Here is a 24,404-nt window from a genome sequence, read left to right as displayed (position 1 = left end):
AACGCCCGGCTTCTGGGAGGTTTCGGTGGGACGGGTAGAAGACGATCTGCGTGATCTCATCCGTGGGTGGGTAACAGCCGCGTGCCGTGAGTGGTGTTATCCGGATGTCTCTGAGCCGTACTTCGACGCCGTCTATGAGCGGCTACCGGTCGGCGTCCGGACGCTGGTGGCCTCGGGCCATCGGGACGGGCTGATCGAGCCGGTCGGAGGATATCGGTTCACGCTGCAGGGGTTGCCGCCTGGTAAGGGTCCCTATGCGTGGGTCAGCCGAAATGAGCAGGCGCAGGCGCCGGCCATCAACTGGGAGTACCTGATCCAGGCCGCCGAATACGCCCGGGTCTATGGGGCGCTGTCGTCCAAGGGCTATCTCATCGCGGTGGAAGACCGGCTTATGGACATCACCGTCTCCGACCCTGATGGTGCCTTGCGATGGTACATCGAGGTCAAGGAGCGGGCGATCGACGTACCCGGTCTCGTCGATCGGATCGGCGCCTACGGTCGCGAGGGTGTCGAGTTGAACGCACCCGACCGTGGCAACGATGCGCTTCGTAAGGCCAAGTATCTGATCCGGTACCGGCCCGTCTACCTGTCCGTCAGTGCCATCGGGCTTCGACGCGACTTCCAGGTCGCCTACGCGGCGGGGAACCGGTTCGCTCTGATCGACGACATGGTCCCGCTGATCTGATCCACGGCATCGGTTACGGTGCACACTCAAGCCTCACGTCCAGATGGTCGCCGGCACGGGTCGCCCGATCAGCGGCAAGCCCGTGCGTTCGACCGGTGCCCTTCGCTGCGGCAGGGAGCGCTTGGTGCGAATACCACAGACCACCCAGGACTGTCGGATCCGAGTGTCATGCTGAATTCGTGGTGGTCGTTTTCGATGCCGAGTTGTGGATATGGGATGCCCGGCGTGCTGACACTTGGACGTTCGTCAGCCTGCCTGCCGAGGCGTCCGATGAGATCCGTGACTTGGCAGGCGGATCGCGGCGCGGCTTCGGTTCGCTGCGGGTGCGGGTCACAGTCGGCGGGAGCACATGGAAAACCTCGATCTTCCCGGACAGCGGGCATGGCAGCTACGTGCTGCCCATCAAACGTGCTGTCCGCACAGCCGAAGCCCTCGACGCAGGTGTCATCGCGACCGTAACCGTCGAGCTCATCGACTTTTGACCACCGGGGCGCGGCCGCGATGACAACCGCCCTGGTCGCTCGCGGCGTGCCCGATTCGACCGCGGCTATCGCGGGTGAGCTGGGCGTCCTCGCCTTCAAGCGGGGGTACGCCGAATGGTCCGAGGGCGACCGTGACGCCAAGGATGAGCTCGCTCGGTACACCCTGGCGGCCCTGGACGAGCTGCGGGCGGCGAGCGCATCGCTGGGCTGACCGGGCCACTCTCACCCGCTCATCGGCAGGGTCGGACGTGCCAGACTTGCTGAGCTGCCAACGCCCGACCAGCGGCATGAGCGGATGCCGGGTCCAGGGCCATTTCGACCGTAATTCAGGTGTCGCCGTGCGACGTTCCTGTTCTTCGGTTACTGCTTGAAGTAGTGGCCGGCGTCGAGGTCGGCGATGAGTCCCGGTTGCACGGGATTCCACCCGAGCAGTTGCCGGGTTGCCGAGCTCGACGCTGGGCCGTTGAGGCCGAAGAAGCGCGCCATCCACCCGAAGTGGTCGCTGGCCTGGTCGGCGGGGATGGAGACCACCGGTAGGTGGAGGCCGCGACCGATCGCGTCGGCGATGAGGCGGGTGGGCACGCCCTCCTCGGCGGTAGCGTGCAGTGCCGCGCCGGTCGGCGCCTCGTCCACGGCGAGACGGACGAGGTTAGCGGCGTCGAGCCGATGCACTGCGGCCCACCGGCTGCTGCCGTCGCCGATGTAGCCGGAGAAACCCTTCTCACGGGCGATGCCGACCAGGACGGCCGCGAAGCCGTGATCGCCGGGACCGTGGACGGTGGGAGCGAACCGCACGGACGACGAGCGCACGCCGCGCGTGGCGAACGACATGGCCGCCTGAACGCCGGCGGTCCGCGGGTGGAGGCCCGGATCAGGCATGTCCCGCTCGGTCGCGACTCGGCCGGACGTGAGCCCGAGCACGCCCGAGGCGACCACGAACGGCCGGTCGGTGCCCGCCAGTTCCGCGCCGATCGCGTTGATCGCCGCCAGGTCAGTCTGTGCCGCCGCCTCCATCCGGGAGAAGTCGTGGTTGTACCCGAGGTGGACCACGCCGTCGGAGGCGGCTGCCCCGGCACGCAGGCTGTCGAGATCGGCCAGATCGCCGCGCTGCACCTCGGCACCGAGCCCGGCGACCGACGCGGCGGCGGTGTCGGAACGCGCGAGGCCGAGAACCTGATGCCCGGCGTTGAGAAGCTCGGGCATGACGGCGGAGCCGATCCATCCGGTTGCGCCGGTGACGAAGATACGCATGAAGACCTCCACAGGACCGGCCGATCGACAAGGCAACCGGTGATGTCACTTGATGACATCACCCTAACAGATGATGTCATCAAGTGACATGACTAGACTCCTGCCATGGGGCGATGGGAGGCAGACGCGAGCGGCCGGCTCCGCGAGGCGGCGATGCAGCTCTACGTCGAGCGCGGCTTCGAGCAGACAACCGTTGCCGAGATCGCCAAGCGGGCCGGGCTCACGGCGAGGACGTTCTTCCGCTACTTCGCGGACAAACGCGAGGTGCTGTTCGCAGGCTCGGCCGACCTGCAAGAACACCTCATGCGTGCGCTCGAGGCAGCCCCGAACTCCGCCTCACCCATGCAGGTCGTCTCGGCCGTCCTCGACGTCGCCGCCACGGCGCTGGGGCAGCACCGCGAGCACTCCCGACAGCGTCAGTCAGTCATTAACACCAACGCGGAACTGCGGGAACGCGAACTGATCAAGTTGGCGTCACTATCCGCCGCCCTCGCCGAGGGCCTACGCCGACGCGGCGTCCCGGAGCCGGACGCGAGTCTGGCAGCCGAGACAGGAATCGTCGTGCTCCGCGTCGCGTTCGAACGCTGGGTCAGCGAGCCGCATGGCGCAGACCTGTCGCAGACCATGCGCACCACGCTTGACCGCCTAAAGACCGTCACCACCGCTCGCTGAACCCGCACGGCACGGCAGGCGGGCCATCGACGGGCTCGCTGTTTACCGACTGGGAGACTGCACGTCAGCTCCTCGGTTTCGCGGTCCCGCCGCAGTCTTCGCTCCGGCGACGGCGAAGGCGTAGTTGTCAGTCAAGGTCTTCGGGGGTGTTAATCATCACCGCGGCGGTGGAGGTGAGGTAGTCCCACAGCAGCTGTTCGAGGTCCTGGCGCAGGTGCAACGCGTCGACGGCGGCGCGCATGTGGCGCAACCAGGCATCGTGGGCAGCGCGGTCGACGCGGAACGGTGCGTGGCGCATACGCAGGCGAGGACGGCCGCGGCGTTCGCTGTAGCTGCGCGGGCCACCCCAGAACTGTATGAGGAAGAGGGCCATGCGCTCCTCTGCCGGGCCAAGGTCTTCCTCCGGGCACATGGAACGCAGTAGCGGGTCCTCCGCCACGCCCTGTAGAAGCGGTGAACCAGTCGGCGGAAGGGCACGGTTTCCGAAAGAGTCCTTGCCGGAATTGCCCCGGAAGACTGCACACTTGTCCCGTGCGCTTTTCAGTTCTCGGCCCGCTGGCCGTCCGCGTGGACGGTTCGCAGGTGGACATCAGGGCCCGCCAGCAGCGCGCGGTGCTCTCCAGGCTGATCCTGGCCGACGGGACCGTCGTCTCGCTCGACGCCCTCATCGACACCATCTGGGGGGACAGGCCACCGCGCGAAGCGATCAACGGCATGCACGCGATCCTGGCCCGGCTGCGGCGCCTGCTCGAACCGGATCGGCCCCCGCGCAGCCCGGCGACCGTTCTGGTCAGCGAGGCGTCCGGCTACGCCCTGCGGATAGCGAAGGACGCGGTCGACGCGCGCAGGTTCACCGACGCGGTGCTCACCGGCCGGGAGCACCTCACGGAGGGCCGCCCCGCGCCGGCGCTCGCCCTTCTGGAAGCGGGGCTGGGCGAGTGGCGGGGCACGCCGTACGCCGAGTTCGCCATGGAGGACTGGGCTGCGCCCGAGGTCTCCCGCCTGGAGGAGCTGCGGCTCGACGCGATCGAGGCCCGCTGCACAGCGCTGCTGGAGGTCGGCCGTACGGCGCAGGCCGTGCCAGAACTGGACGCGGCCGTGCGGGAGCATCCGCTACGGGAGGAGCTGTGGCGGCTGCTCGCGCTCGGGCTCTACCGCTCGGGCAGGCAGGCCGACGCGCTCGCCGCCGTCCGGCGGGCCCGCGCCCGCCTGGTCGCGGAGCTCGGCGTCGATCCCGGGCCACGCCTGCGCGAGCTGGAGTCGATGCTGCTCGCCCAGGATGAGACGCTGCTCGCCCCGGCACCGCCGCCGCGCCCGGCGGCCCGTACGGCGCAGCCCCTCGCGAACCGCGCCGGGCCGCTGGGCGTGCTCCTCGGCGCGGCGATCACCGCTGCCGACCGCCCCGCCTGCGCTCTGATCTCCGGCGAGGCCGGGGTGGGCAAGACCTGGCTCGCCACCAGGCTCGCCGAATCGCTCGCCGGGCAGAGGTGGCAGGTCGCCTGGGGACGGTCGAGCGAATCCGGCGGCCGGCCCCCCATGTGGCTGTGGACCCAGGCGCTGCGGGCTCTGGGAGCGATCGGATCCGACCACGAGGAACGCTCCATTCCCGATGCGGCGCAGGCGCGCTTCCAGCGGCACGCCGAGCTGGTCCAGCGGCTGACGGACGCGGCGTCGGCGGTCCCCTGCCTGCTGATCCTCGACGACATCCAGTGGGCGGACGACGCCTCGCTCCGGCTGTTCTGCGACCTGCTCACCATGGCCTCCGGCACCGGGCTTTACCTCGTGGCCACGCTGCGCACCGGGGAGCCGGAAAGCCGGGAACTGGGCGAGCTGCTGAACGCGCTCACCCGGGCGGGGGCGGAGCGGGTGGAGCTGACAGGGCTGTCCGCGAACGGCGTCCGGCTGATCGCCGAGTCATCGGGGACGACGATGACCGACGAGGCGCTCGAGCGGCTGGTCGACCGGACCGGCGGCAATCCGCTGTTCGTCCAGGAGACGCTGCGGCTGGCGGCCTCAGAAGGCGTCGAGGCCGCGCTGGGTGCGGTGCCCTCCGGCGTGGCCGACGTGATCCGCCGCCGCGTCGCCCGGCTCAGCGGCCAGGACGTGCTCACCGCCGCCGCGGTGATCGGGCACGGGGGCGACATCCCGCTGATCGCCGCTGTCACCGGTAAGGCGGCGACCGCGGTAATGGAGGAGCTGGACGAGGCGGTGTCCGCGAGGCTGCTGCAGCCCGAACGGGCCTTCACGCATGATCTCATCCGGCATGCGATCTACACGGGCCTCCCGTCGGCGCGGCGGGTCGCGCTGCACCTGGCCGTCGCCGAAACGCTCGCCATCCGGCCGGGGGCCGACCCCGAGCCGGTGGCCGACCACTACCTTTCCGCCTCGCCCCTGGGCGCCGCCAACGCCGTGGCCTGGGCCCGCACGGCGGCGGTCGCCGCCGAGGGCCAGCTCGCCTTCGACGACGCCGCCCGATGGTGGGCCAGGGCGTGCGCCGAGCATGCCGCCGCCTCGCTTCCCGACCTGTCGGAGCGAGCCGAGCTGCTGCTGTGCGAGGTACGCGCCCGCCTGGACGCGGGGGATCTCATCGGCGCGCGCCAGGCGAGAAACCAGGCGATACGCGTCGCGGAGGCGGCCGGTGACGAGACGACCCACATGCGGGCGCTGGTCGCGCTCGACATGCCCGGCCTGTGGCACATGAAGTCCTACGACGAGATCGAGCTGCGCTTCGTCAGGCGCCTGGAGACCGCGCTGAGCGGGATTTCCGAGGAGGACTCGGAGCTGCGATGCAGGCTGCTCGGCACGCTGGGGATGGAGCTCTACGACGCCGGCGCGGACCCTCGCTGCGACAAGCTCACCGCCGAGGCGGTCGGGATGGCACGCCGGATCGGTGATCCCCGGCTGCTGGCGTTCGCCCTCAATGCCCGAGTGCTGTCTCTCATCCGGCCCAGGGCAAACGCGGAGCTGACGACCCTTGGCGCGGAACTCATCCAGGTCGGTGAGCGGCACGATCTGCCGGTGCATGCCTTCGTTGGAAGGTCCCTGCTCAGCTGGACGTGTGCCGAGCGGTTCGAGATCGCGGAAGCCGACCGTTTCTCCGCGGAGTGCGACGTGCAGATCCGGCGATTGGGGCTGCGCTTGCAGGGCGTCCAGCACGAGGCCTGGCGTGTGGCCCGGCTCGCCATCGCAGGACGGTTCGACGCCGCTCAGCGGGGCCTTGACGAGCTATGGGAGCGGTTGAAGAGCATCGGCGCGTTCGCGCCGGACGCGCAGTACATGGTCGTCCTTTGTTCGCTTCTGATCTGCTCCAGGCGGGCGGGCGAGATCACCGACGAGATGCTCGAGCGTTCAGGCATGCTGGCGATGGTTCCCGCCACCGCGCGCGACCTTGCGATCATCGCGGCTCACACACGTGGGGATGCCGGACGGGTGGCGGAGCTCGCGAGGATGCCCTGGAGTCCACCTGGAGACGACTGGACGCTAACGGCATTCCTCGCAATGCGGACCATGGCAGTGGTGGCCGCGGAGGACCGGGAGGAGGCGGAACGTACCCGCGCCCACCTCCTGCCCTATTCGGGAGGCATGGTGATGGGCGGCAACATGCTGACGTTCGGCCCGGTCGACCTCCACTTGGCCAGGCTGGCGCTTCTCCTCGACAGGCGCGACGAGGCGGAGAGCCTGCTCCACTCCTGCGTGGCCGACGCCGAACGGGAGGGGCTGACGTGGTGGGCGGATCAGGCTCGAGGCCTGCTCCGCGCAATCCCCAACCAATAGCCGCGCAAGAACCGCCCCGCACACTCGAAGGGACTCCGACAGGACCCTTCGAGAGAAAGCGGCGGACATGCCCACCACATCCACCACCACCCCGCCCGACCTGACGGCCTTCCTCGTCGCGCACAAGGCCATGAAGGCCGAGTACGGCCGGCTCGCCGACGTCGCCGCCGCCGTGGACCCGGCCGACGGCGACCGCGTCGCCGCGGTCGAGGCGCACATCGCCTTCATGATCAAATATCTGCACCACCACCACGCGCCCGAGGACAACGACATCTGGCCGGCGCTCCGCCTCGCCGACCCCTCCGCGGTCGCCGTGCTCAACCGGCTGGAAGCCGACCACGCCGACATCGACGTGCTGCTGGAGCAGATCGGCGACCGCGGCAGGACGCCGGCCCAGCGCGCCCCGATCCTGCGCGAACTCCAGGCACGCCTGGCCGACCACCTCACACTGGAGGAACGCGAGGCGGTCCCGCTGATCCGCCGGCACCTGACCCAGGAGTTGCTCGAAGAGGTACACGAGAAGATCATGAAGAGCTGGGACAAGCCCGACTTGCCCTTCCTGTTCGGGATCGCGGTCACGTACGCGAACAAGGCCGAGACCGACCATCTCCTCACCACCGTGCCCTGGTTCGTCCGGCTGCTGTGGCGCCTGGTGATGCGGCCCACGTTCAACAGGCGGATGCGGCAGGTGTACGGCGCATGAGCACCTCGCCCACCGGCTCCCCACCGCGGTCCGGAGAAGCCATCGTCACCTGGGACGACACACTCGACGACATCTTCGCCGGCGACCTGGTCGCCGCGCTCGCCTACACGACCCCGGGAGGCGGCATCGTGATGACCCCGGTGTGCCCGCTGGGCCTGCGAGACAGGACGCACGGCAGGATCGGGTTCACCACCGCCCTCGGCAACGGACGCAAGCTCGACCGTATGACCGCGGACCCGCGCATCGCACTGGCCTTCCACACCCGGCAGCACGGCACTTCATCCCGTCCGGGCTTCGTCCTGGTCCAGGGCACGGCCAGGATCGAGGAGATGACGCCAGAGGTCCACGCGGCGCTGGAGGAGCGGCTCGGCATCGTCCGGGGATGGCTCTGGGACCGCGTCATGCACTCCTACTACCACGAGCGGGTCGTCGTGTGGCTCGACATAAAGCGGATCACAGTCGCAACCGGGTCGCCGGTCCTCACAGGTGAACCGCCACGGAACATCGGAGCTCCGCGCGCGACGGCGCCCCAGCCGCAGCGGGCGCCCAGCGGAGGGTCCGGTCCCCGCCTGGACGCGCCGCAGGCCGCCCGCCGCGTGGCGGCGCAGCAGCATATGCTCCTCGGCTACCGGGGTTCCGACGGCCATCCCGAAGTCGTCCAGGCGAGCGTCGCCTCCGGCGACGGGGAAGGGATCACGCTGACCGTCGAAAGACCGCTGCCGCGCGGCGGGCGGCGCGCCTGCCTCCTCGGCCACTCCTTCAACGCCCGCGTGGTCGGGATGAGCATGGATCAGCACACAGGCTGGCTCCAGGTGGGCGACGAGGCCAGGTACGCGCCCCACACAGTCCAGCGGTACACCGTCCCGCGCAACAAGGTCATCTCCACCCTCGGCTCCGGCCTGGTCACCCACTTCCGGCAGCGCACCCGCCGACGCCGTGCCCCCTGAGCGGAGCGTACGCCGAGCCTCTCGCTGACTACCGCGGACGAGACGAGTACGAGAGCAGAGCCATCCACCGGCACGCTTCTGCAACATCGGCTCCGACGCGCTTAGGGCCGGCGCCCCACGCGCGAGCTGCCCACCCAGCTCATGGCGCAGCTCGCGCGGTTCCGCTCTGATGGAACGGCCGACCCCGGTCTCAGGGCTACGGTCTGACGCTGGTCAGCCAGCAGGTGCGGGTGCCGAAAATCCATCCGTGCAGGTCGCAGGGGCGACGGGCGATCACGTGCTCCCGTCTGCAAGACGCGAGAGCTTGTTGGTGCCGTTTATCGTGTCACCTCATGCGACCCGGGAGTATTCGTGTAGCAGGCCGCCGAGCCGATCTCGCGGCGTACGCTGCCCACCCACCGTTCCATGATCGCGTTCATCCGAGGAGCCTGCGGAGCGGTGAGCACCACGCGGATGCCCTCCGTTCTGAATACCTCATCGAACAGAGCGGTGAACTTGCGGTCCCGGTCCCTGATCAAGAATCGGAAGTCGCCCGCTCGATCACTCAGATCGAGCATCAAATTGCGGGGCCTGCTGGGCAACCCAGGCGGCGGTTGGGTTCGCCGTGACCCCTAGTACGTGGACACGGCGGGTGGCATGCTCGACCACGGCGAAGCAGTACAACCGGGCGAGCAGGGCCGTCTCCACATGGAAGAAGTCGGCGGCCAGGATCCCTTCCGCCTGGGTCTTCAGGAACTGGGCCCAGGTCGGGTCGCTGCGACGGGGTGCCGGATCGAATCCGGCCTTCTTCAGGATCGCCCACACGGTGGCGGGGGAGACCTTCCGGCCCAGGCCGGCGATCTCACCGGCGATGCGCCGATACCCCCAGGTCGGATTCTCGGCCGCTAAGCGCAATATCAGGGCACGGATCGTGGGCCGGGTCGGTGGTCGTCCCGGCCTGCGCTTGGGATAGGTCCACCGTCGCTTCACCAAGTCGGCATGCCAGCGCAGGAGCGTCCGCGGTGTCACGAACAAGTGTCGTCGGCGGACCGGGGCAGTAGGCGCGCCAGCGCTGACAAGATCGCCTTGTCCGTCCATGACAGCCGGGGAGTGGGGACCTGGCGGCGGAGGACCGAGAGTTGATGGCGCAGTACCGGGATCTCCACGTCCTTCGACGTTTCTGATCGGGCGAGCAGCGAGATCCAGCCAAACATCCGCAAGACGATCAAGTACAGCAGCCGCAAAGCCATCGCACGATTCTGCCGGAGCGAGCCGCCGAGCGTGTCAAAACCCCAGATCAGGCCCTATGACAGAGTTCTTGGCACCCACACGGTCCGGCAGAGCTATAGGGGCCTTGTGGAAAAGCAAGATCGTCACCATGCCGCCACCTGGGCGCAACCGCGAACTACACGCCAGTAGCGGTGAAGACTCGGAGGGGGAGATCACGGGCCGATGGGAGAACGGCGCGGCGGCGTGAATCGTTCTGCGGCGGCCCGGACGCGTTCGGCGAGGCCGAGCGGGGCAAGCCCTGTCTGAAGCTGGTGCAGGTACGCCATCGACGACTGCCTCAGTGCCTGCTCGTGGTGCCGCCGCCGTTGCAGGACCGCCGCCCATACGCCAAATGCGAACCCGCCCAGCCCGATCGCCGCAGCTTGCGGAGCGGACGGCTGCGTCGCCACCAGCGCCAGCGCGCTGGTCATCACTGGGGGCATGGCGGCCTGCACGTTGATCGCGCCCCACACCGTCTCCATCCGCTGGCCGCGCATGGCGCGCTGGAGATCGTCCAGGGCGGGCCGGATCCGCGTGTCGAAGCGTGACTGCAAGTGGTCGAGCAGAACGTCCCGTTCCCGGATGCCGCCCAGCTGCGTGGCTTCCGCTACCATCCCGTCCACCGCGTCTCTGAACCTCGCGCGCTCCCCGGCGTACCGGCTCCTGAACTCGACGATCCGCTGCACGGGAATGTCATCGAGGTTGCGGGGCAGCACGGCTGCCACCGACAGATTGACCAGCAGCGCAGCCCATTCGTCGGCCTGCGTCTCCGGCGTGGGCTGATCCAGTACGCCCGCCACCAGGCGCCGCGCTCCCAGCCCGGTGGCGCTGTGATCGAACTCGTCGTCTGCCAACGGCGCGGCACCATACCCCGGCGCCACCTGGGACCCCAGAACGAGCAGATAGGCATGGGCGAGCGTGGTGTGCATCCGGACCCGCCCCGCCGTCACAGGCGACCGCGCGGCCAGGTCCATCCCCGTCAACCGCTCGATGAGCTCCCCCGAGGTCTTCCACATCGCAAGCCCCTCACCGAGCTGGGCAGGCCCGAACGGCTCGGACGGCGGGACCGCGTATCGCGACAGATCGACACCCTCCAGCGCCGCCAGGAACCGTTCCGCCGCCCAGCGGACTTCCTCGGGGCGGGGCGTCACATGCCGGACGAATCCGGCCTCGATCAAGCCCACCTCGGCGTAACTGATGCGCGGAACGGTGATTTCGAGGTTGTCGGCGTGGAATCGGTAGAGCCGGTCCCAGTACAGCGCGGTCAGCTTCAGCCAATGCTCATCACGAAAATGCACATGCCGGTAGTACAGCCCGCACCATTCACTCATGCCCGCTCCTCAAGCTGCTCCTACCGAAGCAGGGGATCATCGTTGAAGCAACTAGGTAAGCAACAGTTCTTGAGTTGAGTTCGCCGGATCTTCCTTGCGTCTTGGGCTTGTGGCCTGCGACCTGCGTCTTCTTGTGTTTACCAGATCGATCATTGCATCCCGAAGTAACTTCACTCTCCATGAAGTCTCTGTCGCCGAAGTGACGCGAGGGCGGCGATGAAGGCCAGGAACTCCTACGGCTACGGCCAGGGGCAAAGTAGCGGTCTATCCGGCTTCCGGTGACGGCCCCGGCCCGGGCGGTGTAGGTGCCGCGATGGCCGTGGACTGCGCGTCCGGCGACCCCTGGATGGAGATCCGGGTGACGGCCCCGACTTTGCGGGTTAATGGACACATCGTGGCCACCCCCCTCCGCTCGTTTCTGTCCATCCGCGCCTGTCCGGGATGGAGCGGCGCGGGCGAGATCGGGGGACCTCCACATCATCGTGGCGCCCCCCAGCTCACCAGCGCTGAGTTGGAGGCACGAGACCTTGGGGTTGTGCCAGGGCCGATAAGCGGAAACGGATCCATGATCGTCCCGCGTATGTCCCGCGATCATTGGCCTACGGCTGCCTATGGTGGCACTCGGCTGCATGTGATCATTGAAGGAGAGCACGCTAAGCCCCAGGTCAAGGGCTAAGCGGCTGGTCAGGAGAGTGCCCCCGGCAGGATTCGAACCTGCGGCACCCGCTTTAGTCTCCAATCTCCCCCTGGTGGAGGAGGCCGTTCGGGCCTGAAAATCGGGGTGGTTGCTCGCTGACGTCGTCTCTCCTTGGTCGTTGAGGCCGTGCTTTAGTCGGACGCTGGGAGCCGCGCCTGTGGGCCTTTCACTGTTGCTGCGAGCACGCGGATCAGATTCGCATTCCGTCCCCTGCGGCTCCCGCGGGCAACCACCCCCAGCGCTCCCGGCGGTAAGGAGGCCCGATGCTCGACCCCACCCACGACACCGAAGAGATCATCGAAAGGGTCGCCGCGCTGGACGTCGGCAAAGCCACCCTGGTGTGCTGCGCCCGCGTACCCGACGACAAGAACTCAAGCCGACGGCTACAGGAAGTCCAGACCTACACAACGATGACCCGCTCGCTGCTGTCGATGGCCGATCGGCTGCGCTGCCTGGGCGTCACCCGCGTCGTCATGGAAGCCACCTCCGACTACTGGAAACCGGTGTTCTACCTGCTGGAAGCACAAGGCTTCGAGGTGTGGCTGATCAACGCCCGCGACGTCAAGCACCTACCCGGCCGGCCCAAGACCGATAAGCTGGACGCTGTCTGGCTGGCCAAGGTCGCCGAACGTCAGATGCTGCGCCCTAGCTTCGTGCCGCCGCCGGCGATTCGGCTGCTGCGTGACCTGACCCGCTACAGGGTGGACCTCGTCGAGGCCCGCACCGCCGAGAAGCAGCGGGTGGAGAAGCTGCTTGAAGATGCACAGATCAAGCTGAGCGTGGTGGCCTCCGACATCTTCGGCGTCTCCGGCCGCGCGATGATGGCTGCCCTGATCCGCGGGGAACGCAGCCCCAAGACGCTGGCGCAGTTGGCCCGCTCCAGCCTGCGTCGCAAGATCCCCGCGTTGGAGGAGGCGTTCACCGGCCGCTTCTCCGATCACCACGCATTCTTACTGGCCACGATGCTGACCCGGGTAGATGCGATCAACGTCGACATCGCCGCCCTCGACCGCAAGATCGAGGAGGAGATCACCCCTTTCGCCGCAGCGGTGGAACGGCTGGATGAGATCCCCGGGATCGGCCTGACCGCCGCTCACGCGATCATCGCCGAGATCGGCCTGGACATGAGCCGCTTCCCTACCGCCGCGCACCTGACCTCCTGGGCACGATTCGCCCCGACGGTCAAAGAGTCCGCCGGCAAGCGCAAGGGGAAGAACGCCACCGGGCACGGCAACCGCTACCTGGCGCGCACCCTCGGCGAAGCCGCGGTCGTCGTCGGCCGCACCGACACCTTCCTGGGTGAGCGCTACCGGCGGATCGTCCGACGCAAGGGCAAGAAGCGCGCCATCGTCGCAGTCGGCCGTTCCATCCTGGTCATCATCTGGCACCTGCTGTCCGACCCCGAGGCGCACTTCATCGATCTCGGCGCCGACTTCTACGCCCGGCGCACCAACCCTGACCGCAAGAAGCGCAACCACATCCGCGAGCTCGAAGCCCTCGGCTACCGCGTCACCCTCGAACCAACTGCCTGACCACTACCGTCGGCACGACCTGCTGCACATCACCACGTGAGGTTCGCTGCCGCGTGCCCGGCGAATGTTTGATTTTCGGATCAGGAGAGCGGTTGCGATGCTGCCCGATTACCTGGGCTGACCTGCTCGAACGCCGGGCATGACTCACGCTCTCTGCTTAATCATCCCGCGCATGTCCCGTGCCGCGGAATCGGTCAGCTCGTCACCGCGCGGGTTGATGGGAGAACCGCAGACGCGTGCGTGGTGGTGAGCGCCAGGGGTAGGTGAGATGGTCTGCTGTTTCGGCGAGTTGGGTCAAGGGGGCCTCATACAGATAGCTGCCGCCGATAGAGGCTGTTTCTGGCAGTGTCTGAACAACGCAGCACCCTTTGCCACATGAGCACTCGGCTCGCGGAAAACGTCGGTCCCCTACGGGCGAGTAGGCGGTGACTTAAGACAACGCCTGCCTCGAACAGGCTGAGCGGATGACCACAAACGGCGAGGCCTGAGGGCGGCTGAGACTGGTAGCGCGCGAAGGAAGGGTTCATCGGCCAATCAGGACGGTGCGTAGGTACCGCCCGTAGGAGATCTGACGGTAGGCGGCAATCTGGCGAGTGAGCGCCCGCTCCTCCTGGACCGCCGAGTGATGCTCAGCGCGCACGGTAGCCAGTCGCTGGTTGGCGTTTTGCAGCGACTGCGCTGCGGTCTGTACGGCGGCGCTGTGCCGGTCGGTCAGTTGCCGCAGTGCATCCGCCTGCTGCCGTACGAGGTCGCTCCGGCCCTTTTGACGGCCCCTTTCGACTTGAGCGCGTCTGTCCTTGAGCACGCGCTCTTCCGCGGAGAAGCGCGCCTCGATGGCGTTGCGTTGTGGGGCCGGAAGCGCATTCGGCATGTTCGGCTGCCGCAAGGCCCCCTGCACGTGAATGTTCCGCCACGCGACCAACGATGCCGCGCGAGACTCCCCGACCCCAGGCACGCGTACGGAAGAGCCGTTAGCGAGGATCAGATGGATCTCGGGATTTTGGTAGCCAGTGGACACGTAGTCGAAGTCGACCAGGTCAGCGGGAGTCGAGATGCCACTGACCGCCAGCCTGGCCACCGTCGTGTCGCCGATGCCGGAAATGGAACCGGCGCGCAACGTGATGCGCCGTAGATAGGCGTCCACCTTCTCCCGTTGCAACTCGTCGAGTGCGCGGCGCAGGTCCTCTGACTTCCGCGAGACGAGAGCCTGAATTTGGTTGTCGTGCGGATTGAGCTGCTGTGCCGTCTGCCGGTCGTACGTCCCGAGGTTCTGCCGCTGCCGGTCCTTGAGAGCCTGCAGTTCCTTCGCGTGCGCGTCCGCCCGCTTGGCGTTGTCCATCTGGATCTTGTCGCGTTCCTTCTCCGCATGCGCCGCGATTCTGAGGGTTTTCCTGGTTCGCCGGCGGACCGCTTCGAGCCGGGAGGCGATGGGCTTGCGCGCCCTCGGCTCGGGACGCAAGGCGTAGAGGGCCCTCGTTATGCCGATACCGAGGAGCGGGCCCAGGAGCGCAGCGACCTCGGGAAGGCCCGACAGCCACACGACCAGCCCCACGACGAGGGACAGCCCGAGGAGGGCCAGCCGGGCCAACAATAGTGCGGCCTGGTGGTCCTGGAAGGTAACGAGGGGAGGTGGCGGGGGGACTGGGATGTGCCCGCTCATCCACGTGGGTAGGCCCGCGGACGTGGCGGCCGGGGACGGGGCGACGGGGTGTGGACCGGTGTGGGCGCCGGCGGCCGACGGGAGGCCGACGCCCGGCAGAGGAGTCAGGGGCGGGAGGGCGGGCAGCGGCTGGGAGGCGAGGTCCGTGACGTAGGTGGCGAGGCGCTTGATGTCGACAGCCTGGTGCCCGACCAGGGCGGTGACGCGGGCCGAGGCAGTCATGTTGGCGAAGTCCTCGTCGGTGAGCAGCAGGTGCTCGCCATCCCGTTCGTGCAGGACCTGCCACAGCGTAGGATCCAGTGCGACGGTGACCAGGGACAGGTAGATCAGCCAGACGGAGAACCGGTCCAGTTCCGGGCCGAACTCCGCACCGGTGCGGTTGGGGGACTGGTAGTGGCGGTGGCCCCGTTCTGTCGCCGGTAGCCCGGCGAGCGCGGGCACGTACATGCCGTCGTAGTCGACCAGCTTCAACGTGCCGTCGGCGGCCACGAGGAGGTTGCCGTGCTGGAGATCGCCGTGGGCGATACCCACTCGGTGCAGGTCGGCGGCCAGTTCGGCGAAGCGTCGGGCCAGATCGAGCAGTGCGGCCTGGTCGCCGAGGTGGTCTTCGATCCAACGGATCAGGCTGATTGCCTGGACCCACTCCATCCGCAGGATGGGAAATCGCTGACCGCCCACCATGATGCCGGAGGGCTGGTAGTCGAAGCCCATCTTCCACCGGTGCGGGACCGTGTTGAGGTGCTCGCTCACAGCCCGGTAGCGCTTCTCCTGGTCTGGTATGTCCCTGGTGAAGCACTTAATTGCGTATCGCCTTCCAGACACAGTCTGCACTGAGAAGACGCTGGCGAAGTTGCCGGAGATGGGTTTGGGCCGCCCGAGTTTGTCGACCTGTAGCGTCGCCGACCGTAACTCGGCGTCTGTGAAGCAGAGGGTGGGATTCTGCAGCGCCTCGACATACTCACTGCCGCTGGGGAAGCGCCTCGTCGACATGGCTCACCACACCGCTACGTGGATCAGGGTGGCGTCGTCGTTGCGCATGTGTCCGCTCGCCCTTTCCTCGCCGATGAAGTCCGCGAAGTTCGGTCCGTCGGAGGTGCCGAGGTCCCGCAAGGTTTCCCAGGGGCGACCGCCGTGCTCGACCTCTCGCAGGAACCACGCGGCCACGGCGTCGGTGCACAGGTAGATGTCGTCCTGCTGCCGCAGGCTCCCCGAGTTCATGGCCACTCGCTCGGAGATGAGCAGGGAATCCTGGTTCCGGCTGTTGAGCAGGTTGGGGCTTGTGCCGAAGTCCTCTGATCCCGCTAGCGGATACGCCGTGATGAGCGCCCCGTCGCGAACCTGGAACAGGCAGCAGTCCCCGATCACGGCGGCGGCCCACCGTCCCTCGCCGCGCAGATCCGCGAGGTCCCCTTCCTGGGGCGCGCAGAAGCTGATAGCGAGCAGGGTGGCGTACGCTCCACGGTCGAGCTTGGGTTGCTCGTACCATTGGATGGGGCGCCCATCGGCCTCGCGCCGCGCGATGTAATCGCCGAGCGTCGCCTCCCATGATGCCGTCACCATGACCGCCTCGCGTCCGAAGCTATCGGCGGAGGCGAGTGCCTCGTGGGGAACGCTCACGAAATGGTCCACCAGTGACCGCGCCCACAGGCCGGCGAGGACGCTCTCGGAGGCACCGTCGGACAGGGCGACCCTGAGGGACGCGACGTCGATCTCTTCCACAGCCGAAACGCGGGGGTGGACCGCGTATGCGTCCTCGTACTCCTCCGCCTGGCCGCCGCCCTTGTGTAGGTGGTGGCAGGCGACGCTCCCCGGTATCCGGCTACCGTAGGTCGGTTGCACGGGTGCCGATGTCGAGGAACTGCACCACGGAGGTGATGTCGGCGTTGTACACGAAGCCGCGGGTGCTGTCGCTGACGGTGAAGCCTTCCTGCGCCGTGTACGACCGCATGTGGGAGGGCAGAAGGCTGGACATGCCGAACAGCGTGCGCGCGTAGTTGTCGGGGAGACCTGCTTCGGTGTCGGGGAAGGTGACGGGCGAGCCGCCTGCGTCGGAGACGTGCAGGTTGAACAGCAGCACGGCTCCGTCGGCACTGGTGAGGGAGCAGATGCCTGCGGCGGGGACGGTCGGGTCGCCGTCGTTCGCCTCGCCGTCGGTGAGGTTGAGGACAATCGGGGGGAAGCAGGCGGGATGCTCGCCGAGCCACCGGTCGACGAGACGGTGGGCATACTCGAGGGCCTGCCGCATCGGCGTGCCGCCGTTGCACACCGGGTCCATCCAGATCGGGAATCGCACGGTGCTCTCCACCAGGCCACCGGCCCCGTCGGGGATCTTCTTCGTGCGCTCCTCGACACGTGCCGGGTTGTCGGCGATCTGGCTGAGCGGCACGAGATCGCGTCCCGCGAGCGCGCCGCCGAAGGCGGACCCCACGTTGTTGTGCCCGTATCCCACCACGGCGACGTGGAAGTAGTCCCGTACGCCTTCCTCCTTGGCGCACTTGACCGACAGCTCGGTCAGGAGGCGGTTGATGGCATCGGACACCACCGACGCCTTGCTCGTAGGGACCTCACCTCCGATCGGATCACTCATCGAAGCCGACTGATCGACGAGAAAGACGAAACAGGTCGGATTCGACCGGCTGATCTCAGCCGTATAGGGCATGAACCCCGTCCTTTCCTGACAGGCGGACAGCCCGCTCTACCTGCGGGCGCGCAACACGGGAGAGAGGTGAGTCTAGGATTTGGAACGGTTCACGTCTAGTGCGGTGACAACTTAGGTTTTCGCGGGTTGCGACACGCCGTACGCCACTCGTGTCTTTGATCGTGATGCTTCCACTGTCGGTACTGACGTGATCGGTATCCAACAGCAGGAGGGACGCATAGCCGAGCCCGTGCGAGTACGGCGATTAACCCGACCATGAGGGACAGACGCTGTAGCAGCTGGTGAGGCGTGGAAAGCACGGCTCGATCCGGGTCCGCCGTGCGTTGATCATCATGGCCTCCGCCAGCGGTACCCCGGTGCCGGCGATCGCTCAGCTGGTGGGCGCTAATGAGGACACCGGCTGGGAAATCCTCATCTCGGCTGACGACGGAATCGGGCATGGGAAAGGTTAGACACCGACCGGCACCCTGCCGAGCTGTCGTGCTCAGCACTACGCCCACCTTCTGCACGATGTCGTTCAGCGCCAAGCCGCCGCCGGCGGTGTCCGGCGGCACTCCACTTATGGCAGGCTGGGTGCGGGTGGCGCGGCTGTTGTACCTCTCTGCTGTACTTCAGCCGACCCGCTCACCGTCGAAGATCGGCACGATTCACTCAGCTGACGTCACCTCGTCAAGCCACAGTCGGCGGCTGAAGCCACCCCGCTTGGCCCGCTTGTGGCGTGCCGCCTCCTGGACCTGCTCGTCGGAGAATCCAAGCGATGCCGTGAGGGCCGCCAGCACCTCGTAGATGTCAGCCAGTTCCCCTAGGCGATCATCGGGCTCGGCTTGGCGCAGCTCTTCGGCCTCTTCGGCGAGCTTGGCTATCAGAGCGGGAACCAGCTCCGACTCGTCAAGGACGCGGACCCTGGCCGTCCGGCCGTCGGCCTCGATAATCTCTGGGATCCGATCACGGACCAGCTTGCCGTAGATGATCGTCTGTTCCTGGCTCAAAATGTCACCCCTCTGGCCGATACTTCGCGTGTGGATTACCGACGCGGTGTGGTCACCGGTGAGAGCGTATGGCGTGCCATCGTGTTGTATGGCGCCAACTCGGCCACCTACAAGTTCGCCTTCGGCGCGACACTGCTGGAGATCGCCGCCACCGGCCGTAACCACGTCACGCTCGAGGAGCTAGCGCCGCGGTACGCCGAACTGCTCTGCCAGGCTCTTCAGCGCCAACCCCGGCAGGGCATCGCGGCCCGCAGCAAGTTCTTGGACGCCTGCCGCGCGTTCAACGCCGGCGAACTCGACCGGGACGCGCTGCACCGGCGGACCGTCCAGCTCGGCTTCAACAACGTCATCGACGCGTTCCCCCAGCGCTCGGTGCCGGCCAGGCACCGGTGCGCTACTACGAAGACCAGCGCAAGAACTCCGCCGCCCCAGGCCTCGCGCTGCGCGAGGAACTACTCGAACTCGCCCGATCAGTACACGCCCAAGAGCTCGACGCCGAAACCGCTGCCCGTTGGCGGCTGGGAGACGGCATGGGCGACCGGCATATCCGATGCCGTACTCGCCCTCCTCGCTGGTCTACGACCCTGACACCCAACACCTGATACTCCAGACCAAATAGCGCCGCAAGAGCATCACCGGAGTCGTCGCCGCCCTCAGCGGATATCAAGACGGCCGCTGCGCCTACTGCAACCAGTTTCCTCTCAGCTCAAGCTCGTACGGGACTGCCACGTCTCAGGGGCCGGGCAACGGAGGGGAAGTGTGACTGACGGCTGGCTCGATCACCGTGTGGTGCTGTTACCATGACGTTCCCGGTGGGCACGGAAGTAGCGTTCCGAGTGCGGTGAATGCGCCATGCAGCGCAGCCCTTCCAGCGCTTTGACCGCGGCGGACAAATCGGTCCCCAGATCAGTTGAGGAGCGGCGAGCACGGATCACGCCATGCTCATCGACGTACACCTCGCCCTGCTCGAAAAGCGCGTCGCAGCCGAGGACGCAGGCGAGCATCACGATCGCCAGGTCGCGCCGCTCGTCCTCGTCGGCATCTTCCCGTCGCTTGACGTGGGCCACGTGGAGGTAGGAGATCGGCAAGGTCCGGCCGCACAGGTCACACGTGGCGCTCGTGCGGTCTGCCAGGAGATAACGACGCAGTTTTGCCTGCTCCCGCCGCTGGGTGGCTACTCGAAGGACATCGGTGGCGCCATCATGGTCCAGCCCGGTAATCCGGAGCAGATCTTCTGGATCGGCGAGTGGCTCCTGGACGGGGAGGAGGCGCCGGGGAGCACCGGTCGAGGTGATACGACTATCGCGGAACTTCCAGCCTTCACGCTCGGCGAGGGTGTCGGCTGACGGTGCGGCGGCCATGATGAAGGGCTGCGGCGGACCGGTCCGAAAGGGGGAGACGCGGGGGAGCGGGTCGGCTCGGGCTGTGGTGCTGTAGGGGTCTTGCGTGAGAAGACGCAGGTGCTCGTGCATCCTGCGGCAGTCGTCACCGGCTGTGGTGCCATCGAGGTGCGCTAGCTCGGCGACCCCGCCCGGCCAGTCGCCCCGCCACAGCAGGTCCGCCACCTGCAGATCACAGATATTCAGTCCCCGGAGCTCGTCCTTGACCTGCTGGATCTTGCCATTGCGCGGATGGCCGTGCGCGAAGGCGTACTCGCGATGCAACGCCTGCAGCAGGCTGGTACCCCACACGACGATCCGTGATCGGGCCTGACCGCCCCGTGCTTGCAGACCCGGATCCTTGAGCGCGTGGTTGCGGTTGCGGTAGCGCAGGACAGGGGCCAGCTGGCGGGCCCAGTGCGAGAATGGTGCCCCGCCTTCCCCTCGGTACTGATGTAGCCGTGCGCACGGCCAGAACTCCTTCACCCCGCGGTGATCGCACTGTTCTCCGTTGTGCGGCGCCAAAGTCTCGTCGAATATCGGCCGCCCGGCACTGTCGAAGATGGCGAGTTCGCTGACCCGGCCGCAGCAGTCAGCGGTCCGGCCGGCCAAGAACACGACGGAAGCATCGTTACGCAATTCTTCGCGCAGGCGCATCGCGGTCTGCTTGGCAAGCAGGTCGGTCTCTGTCCAGCCAGGGCGAAGCCGCTGGTGGCGAGCCCGCGTGCGGGCGTAGAGAGGGGTGCGGATCTCAACGTCCCACTCGTTGGTCGTCAGGCAGTACCCGTTAGGCCGCAATCCGCTTTGCTTGATGGAGTCGGAGTCGGGGCCGAACACCACCGGTGTGCCATGGTCGAGGTGCTCCTGGTATGAGCACAGATCGGCGGGCAGCTCGTGAGCATGCCAAGTTCGCGGCTCGATCACGGCGTCCGAGGGGAAGAAGACCGACGACATTGGCTGAATGTACTGCAGCTTGCCGAGCAGCCGCGCCGATTAACCGGCGCGGTCGAAGGGGCGGTGCCTGTACGTCAGCCTCGCCCTCATCGGTGGGCTGAGGCCGGCTTTGGGCTTGTTAGGCTACGGGGCGGCCCAGTGCAACCTGCTCTTTGAACCACGCAGAGCTTGACGGAGGCTATGGTGGCGATTCAGTAGCAGCGCCGCTTTTGCAGGTCACTACCGCGGTCGAAAGACCGACATATCGGCATGATCAGAGTGGATTGAGATACGGTCGGCCTACTGGCAGACTACCCGCGCGGACAGCACGTTCAACAGTAAGGGCCTCGGATCCATCTCGGCAGATCTGAAAACGATATCTAAGATGCTCGCGGATATAGTTCTTGGTCAGTTGGTCAAGAAGTAGGCGGCCTCGGCCAATATCGGACTGCTGTTCTGGGATTAAAGCTGGGATAATGAAACGGTCGCAGATGTAAACGTTGAACTGGTCTCCCGATCGTCTTCCAGATGCATGCGAGTTAAGCCGTGTCCATAGGCCTATGGCCTTTTGTGCTTGGTCAGGGCGAGCGACGAAATCTTCGGCTTGCGCTCCTCGTCCACTCATGCCGACATAGATAAACTCGTCTCCCCGCCATATGGTATAAACGCCTGCTGCTTGACGAGGAACTTGATCGCTTGGCCACTCAGAGAACTTGAAGAGTGGTCCGTCCTGTAACGCGTTCACGTGACTGACAGTACAACCCCTAGCCTCGATCTTTCATGAGTGGGCTCTGGTCGCGTAGCGGCTAATGCCGACCTTGTTTTTCGCGGGTGGCCATGCTCGCGTTCCGACTGTCGCGTCGGGTGGCGGGTTCCACGGGCCCGGGTGGTTTCCTTCCAGGGGTTGTCGGGACGGGTTGGTGCTGGTCAAGGCGCTGGAAGGGTCTGCAGGCGGTGATCGCGGTGGCGATTAGGCCGGCCCACTTCCAGCGGTGGGACAGACGCAGCCGTAGGCGTCTACCGCCTTGGACCAGGCGGCCCGCAGCGGAGAACACGCGCAGCCGCAGGCGTTTGGGTTCCCAGCGGCGGGCCGGGTGGCTATCGAAGGCGAGCATCTGTATCCAGGCGGTCAGCTCGCAGGCCAGGGCGACCAGCTCGCACCAGATCTGGTTTGGGTGTAGCTCGCACTCAATGAGTGTCTGAGCTGGTCCTTTGCGGTCACGGCTGTTTGATCGGGGGACCGCCGTCTACCGTGGGTGCAGGCGTTTGAGGCGGTGGTGGCGATGGGTTCGTTGCTGGAGGAGTTGGCGCGGCGGGAGGCTGCGGTCCGGCAACAGATCGAGGAGATTCGCGAGCAGATCGCCGGTTTGGAGTCGCAGCTGGAAGCGCAGGAAGACCGGTTGTCGCGGCTGGTGATCACGCGGGAGACGGTGGAGGAGATCCTGGGGGCTGCGACCCGGCTGGTCCGGGAGCCCGCAGGCAGCGCCGGGGTGGTCGACGTGGTCGAAGCGGCGGACACGCAGCCGTCGGTGCTTGGTGTGGTGACGGTGCCGCCGTGGCGGCCGGGTCGGGGGGTGTCGGTGTTGCCGCGGGTGTACCGGGACGCGGTGGAGATCATGGTCGATGCCGGCGGGGCGTTGCGGGCTGGGCAGATCGCGGTGGCGTTGGGGTTGCCGGATGAGGCCAAGCGGGAGGGGCTGCGGTCGAAACTCAAGCGGCTGGTGGATCGTGGTTGGTCGCGTGAGGACGGGCCGGGGTTGTTCGCGGGTGACCGAACCGGTGGCTGTCGAGGTGGCCGGGCAGGTCGATGGGGTGTCGCGAGATCGCATCGCCTCGTCACCGGCTGGTGATTGTGACAGGGCTCTTCCGCCGTCAGGTTCGAAGGTGCCAACCGAGTCGTCCCGGATGAAGGAAGAGCCCTGTGGAGGCACCGTACGACGCAGCCGTCGCCGCTGACGTCTTTGCGGAGGCGAAGAACACCTTCAACTGTCTGATCGGACAGCTCACCGCCCCGGCGGCCGGAACGCTGACACATGATCAGCAGGAGGAAACGATCGTCGAGCGGGGGCGTGTGTTGCAACGCTGGCTGCTGCAGGCGCACCTTGATCTGCGGGCATTACGCGAGCGGCAACATGTCCACAGCGCCCGCCGTGGGGAGGCGGCCCTGGGGGTGGCCGGGACCGACGGCGTGGTGCGATGGTGGGTGAGATGGGGCATCACCGCCTGCTGGCCACGGTGGTCGGGACAGTGACCGTCACCCGATGTGCCTGGCGCGCCCCGGGAGTGAGCAACGTGTATCCGGCGGACGCGGCGTTGTCGTTGCCGATGGTGCGGCACTCGGCCGGGCTGGCGAAGCTGGCCGTCATCGAGACGGTGCGCGGATCGTTCGACGCCGCGCACGCGGCGATCACCGCGCGCCGCGGCCAGGTGATCGGCAAACGGCAGATCGAGCAGCTGGTGCAGGAGGCCGCGGTCGATGTCGACGCCTTCTACGCCGAGCAGACCCTCGTTCCGTGCACGCCGTCCACGGTGCTGGCACTCAGCGTGGACGGCAAGGGCATCGCGATGCGCCCCGGGGCGCTGCGGCCCGCGACCGCCAAGGCCGCCTCTCGAGCCAGGGCGACCTTCCGGACCCGGCTGGCAGCCGGGGAGAAACCAGCCCGTAAAAGAATGGCCACCCTCGGGGTGGTCTACGACGCCGAACCCGCACCCCGACGACCGCACGATGTGATCGCCGTGCCGGGTGGACGAGGCGGGCACCGTCCACCCCGAGCCGGACCGCGCGCGATGCGCAAGTGGCTGTGCGGCTCGGTCATCACCGACACCGGCACCGTTATCGCCCAGGTCTTCGATCACGCCGAAGCCCGCGACCCGACCCATGCTCGGCCCTGGGTCGTGCTCGTCGGTGGAGCCCGGCATCAGCTTGAGCTGATCGCGGCCGAAGCCGTCCGCCGCGGCGTGCACGTTCACATCGTCATCGATTTCGTCCAGTCTTGGAGAAACTGTGGGCGGCGGCTTGGAGAGTGCACCCGCCCGCCGCTCCCGCCGCCGAGGACTGGGTCGCCGCTCACGCCCTGGCGCTGTTGGCCGGGCACACCGCCGGGTCGTCACCAGCCTCACCACGCAGGCTTCCACGCTGAGCGCCCGACGCCGCGACGGCATCGACGCCTGCATCCGCTCCCTGACCAACAACGCCGAACACCTGCGCTACGACCAAGCGCTCGAAGCGGGATGGCCGATCGCGACCGGCGTGATCGAAGGCGCCTGCCGCCACCTGATCGCCGATAGATTCGATCTCGCCGGAGCACGCTGGGGCCTGGCCGGAGCCGAAGCGGTGTTGAAACTCCGCGCAGTGACCGCCAACGGTCATCTCGACGCTTACTGGCGCTACCACCTCGCCCGACAACACGAACGTGTCCACCAGACCCGCTACCAGGACGGATACGCCCTCACCGCTTGATC

At 67.3% G+C, this 24,404-nt stretch carries 19 protein-coding genes and 3 pseudogenes; 11 read left to right on the top strand and 11 right to left on the bottom strand.

The annotated features are described in order from the left end of the window. From MYF83_RS38715 to MYF83_RS38705, 3 genes are all read left to right on the top strand, one after another. On the top strand, positions 1-685 hold a 685-nt coding region (locus MYF83_RS38715; protein WP_248965790.1), incomplete at its 5' end, for a hypothetical protein. A 179-nt stretch (positions 686-864) separates the two neighbouring features. Further along, positions 865-1,167: a DUF1905 domain-containing protein gene (locus tag MYF83_RS38710; RefSeq protein WP_248965789.1), complete on the top strand. Its 303-nt coding sequence runs from the start codon at positions 865-867 to the stop codon at positions 1,165-1,167. A gap of 19 nt (positions 1,168-1,186) precedes the next feature. Continuing rightward, complete coding sequence (locus MYF83_RS38705; RefSeq protein WP_248965788.1) at positions 1,187-1,378, top strand: hypothetical protein; 192 nt, start codon at positions 1,187-1,189, stop codon at positions 1,376-1,378. Between the two features lie 149 nt (positions 1,379-1,527). On the opposite strand, the gene MYF83_RS38700 is transcribed toward MYF83_RS38705, so the two are convergent. Then, positions 1,528-2,418 carry an SDR family oxidoreductase gene (locus tag MYF83_RS38700; protein WP_248965787.1) on the bottom strand — a complete coding sequence of 297 codons (891 nt, stop codon included), beginning with the start codon at positions 2,416-2,418 and terminating at the stop codon, positions 1,528-1,530. A 153-nt stretch (positions 2,419-2,571) separates the two neighbouring features. Here MYF83_RS38700 and MYF83_RS38695 point away from each other — a divergent pair, with 153 nt between their 5' ends. Continuing rightward, entirely contained in the window at positions 2,572-3,090 is a 519-nt protein-coding gene (locus MYF83_RS38695; RefSeq protein ID WP_248965786.1) for a TetR family transcriptional regulator, read from the top strand. Positions 3,091-3,226: 136 nt separating this feature from the next. Here the strand turns inward: MYF83_RS38695 and MYF83_RS38690 are convergent. Beyond that, positions 3,227-3,594 (bottom strand): annotated as a pseudogene (locus MYF83_RS38690) (globin domain-containing protein); the annotation flags it as partial. A gap of 27 nt (positions 3,595-3,621) precedes the next feature. On the opposite strand from MYF83_RS38690, the gene MYF83_RS38685 reads away from it, so the two are divergent. The 3 genes from MYF83_RS38685 (at position 3,622) to MYF83_RS38675 (ending at position 8,514) form a co-directional block, all read left to right on the top strand. Continuing rightward, entirely contained in the window at positions 3,622-6,864 is a 3,243-nt protein-coding gene (locus MYF83_RS38685; protein ID WP_248965785.1) for an ATP-binding protein, read from the top strand. A 67-nt stretch (positions 6,865-6,931) separates the two neighbouring features. Continuing rightward, complete coding sequence (locus MYF83_RS38680) at positions 6,932-7,567, top strand: hemerythrin domain-containing protein (RefSeq protein ID WP_248965784.1); 636 nt, start codon at positions 6,932-6,934, stop codon at positions 7,565-7,567. Next, positions 7,564-8,514, top strand: coding sequence for a pyridoxamine 5'-phosphate oxidase family protein (locus MYF83_RS38675; RefSeq protein WP_248965783.1), 951 nt, complete (start codon positions 7,564-7,566; stop codon positions 8,512-8,514). The genes MYF83_RS38680 and MYF83_RS38675 overlap by 4 nt, the downstream gene beginning before the upstream one ends. A gap of 540 nt (positions 8,515-9,054) precedes the next feature. On the opposite strand, the gene MYF83_RS38670 is transcribed toward MYF83_RS38675, so the two are convergent. The 3 genes from MYF83_RS38670 to MYF83_RS38660 all read right to left on the bottom strand — a co-directional run bounded on the left by MYF83_RS38670 (position 9,055) and on the right by MYF83_RS38660 (position 11,093). Continuing rightward, positions 9,055-9,483, bottom strand: coding sequence for a helix-turn-helix domain-containing protein (locus MYF83_RS38670; protein ID WP_248965791.1), 429 nt, complete (start codon positions 9,481-9,483; stop codon positions 9,055-9,057). A gap of 35 nt (positions 9,484-9,518) precedes the next feature. Continuing rightward, a complete protein-coding gene (locus MYF83_RS38665; RefSeq protein WP_248965782.1) occupies positions 9,519-9,743 on the bottom strand; it encodes a hypothetical protein in 225 nt (74 codons plus the stop codon). Positions 9,744-9,935: 192 nt separating this feature from the next. Next, a complete protein-coding gene (locus MYF83_RS38660) occupies positions 9,936-11,093 on the bottom strand; it encodes a DUF6236 family protein (RefSeq protein WP_248965781.1) in 1,158 nt (385 codons plus the stop codon). A gap of 960 nt (positions 11,094-12,053) precedes the next feature. On the opposite strand from MYF83_RS38660, the gene MYF83_RS38655 reads away from it, so the two are divergent. After that, complete coding sequence (locus MYF83_RS38655; protein ID WP_248965780.1) at positions 12,054-13,322, top strand: IS110 family RNA-guided transposase; 1,269 nt, start codon at positions 12,054-12,056, stop codon at positions 13,320-13,322. Positions 13,323-13,845: 523 nt separating this feature from the next. On the opposite strand, the gene MYF83_RS38650 is transcribed toward MYF83_RS38655, so the two are convergent. The 4 genes from MYF83_RS38650 to MYF83_RS38635 form a co-directional block, all read right to left on the bottom strand. Further along, a complete protein-coding gene (locus MYF83_RS38650) occupies positions 13,846-15,732 on the bottom strand; it encodes a hypothetical protein (RefSeq protein WP_504974999.1) in 1,887 nt (628 codons plus the stop codon). Between the two features lie 243 nt (positions 15,733-15,975). Then, entirely contained in the window at positions 15,976-16,701 is a 726-nt protein-coding gene (locus MYF83_RS38645; RefSeq protein WP_248965778.1) for a hypothetical protein, read from the bottom strand. A gap of 100 nt (positions 16,702-16,801) precedes the next feature. Then, the gene (locus MYF83_RS38640) at positions 16,802-17,521 is read right to left on the bottom strand and encodes a vWA domain-containing protein (protein WP_248965777.1); all 720 of its coding nucleotides are present in this window, start codon (positions 17,519-17,521) and stop codon (positions 16,802-16,804) included. A gap of 767 nt (positions 17,522-18,288) precedes the next feature. Next, positions 18,289-18,630 carry a nucleoside triphosphate pyrophosphohydrolase gene (locus MYF83_RS38635; protein ID WP_248965776.1) on the bottom strand — a complete coding sequence of 114 codons (342 nt, stop codon included), beginning with the start codon at positions 18,628-18,630 and terminating at the stop codon, positions 18,289-18,291. Between the two features lie 81 nt (positions 18,631-18,711). Here MYF83_RS38635 and MYF83_RS38630 point away from each other — a divergent pair, with 81 nt between their 5' ends. After that, the gene (locus MYF83_RS38630; protein ID WP_248965775.1) at positions 18,712-19,218 is read left to right on the top strand and encodes a hypothetical protein; all 507 of its coding nucleotides are present in this window, start codon (positions 18,712-18,714) and stop codon (positions 19,216-19,218) included. A gap of 191 nt (positions 19,219-19,409) precedes the next feature. Here MYF83_RS38630 and MYF83_RS38625 read toward each other — a convergent pair whose 3' ends face one another. Together MYF83_RS38625 and MYF83_RS38620 are read right to left on the bottom strand one after the other, a co-directional pair. After that, a complete protein-coding gene (locus tag MYF83_RS38625) occupies positions 19,410-20,963 on the bottom strand; it encodes a hypothetical protein (RefSeq protein WP_248965774.1) in 1,554 nt (517 codons plus the stop codon). Between the two features lie 906 nt (positions 20,964-21,869). Next, a pseudogene (locus MYF83_RS38620) lies at positions 21,870-22,114 on the bottom strand (transposase); the annotation flags it as partial. A 111-nt stretch (positions 22,115-22,225) separates the two neighbouring features. Here MYF83_RS38620 and MYF83_RS38615 point away from each other — a divergent pair. Together MYF83_RS38615 and MYF83_RS44645 are read left to right on the top strand one after the other, a co-directional pair. Then, on the top strand, positions 22,226-22,792 hold the full coding sequence (locus MYF83_RS38615; RefSeq protein WP_248965773.1) for a hypothetical protein: 567 nt from the start codon (positions 22,226-22,228) through the stop codon (positions 22,790-22,792). 71 nt (positions 22,793-22,863) lie between these two features. Further along, positions 22,864-24,402, top strand: a pseudogene (locus MYF83_RS44645) (ISKra4 family transposase). Positions 24,403-24,404 lie beyond the last annotated feature (2 nt).

Source organism: Sphaerisporangium perillae (assembly GCF_023276435.1).
Lineage (GTDB): Bacteria > Actinomycetota > Actinomycetes > Streptosporangiales > Streptosporangiaceae > Sphaerisporangium > Sphaerisporangium perillae.
The sequence above is the reverse complement of the archived record's forward strand: the minus strand, read 5'-3'. Positions and strand labels throughout refer to the sequence as shown.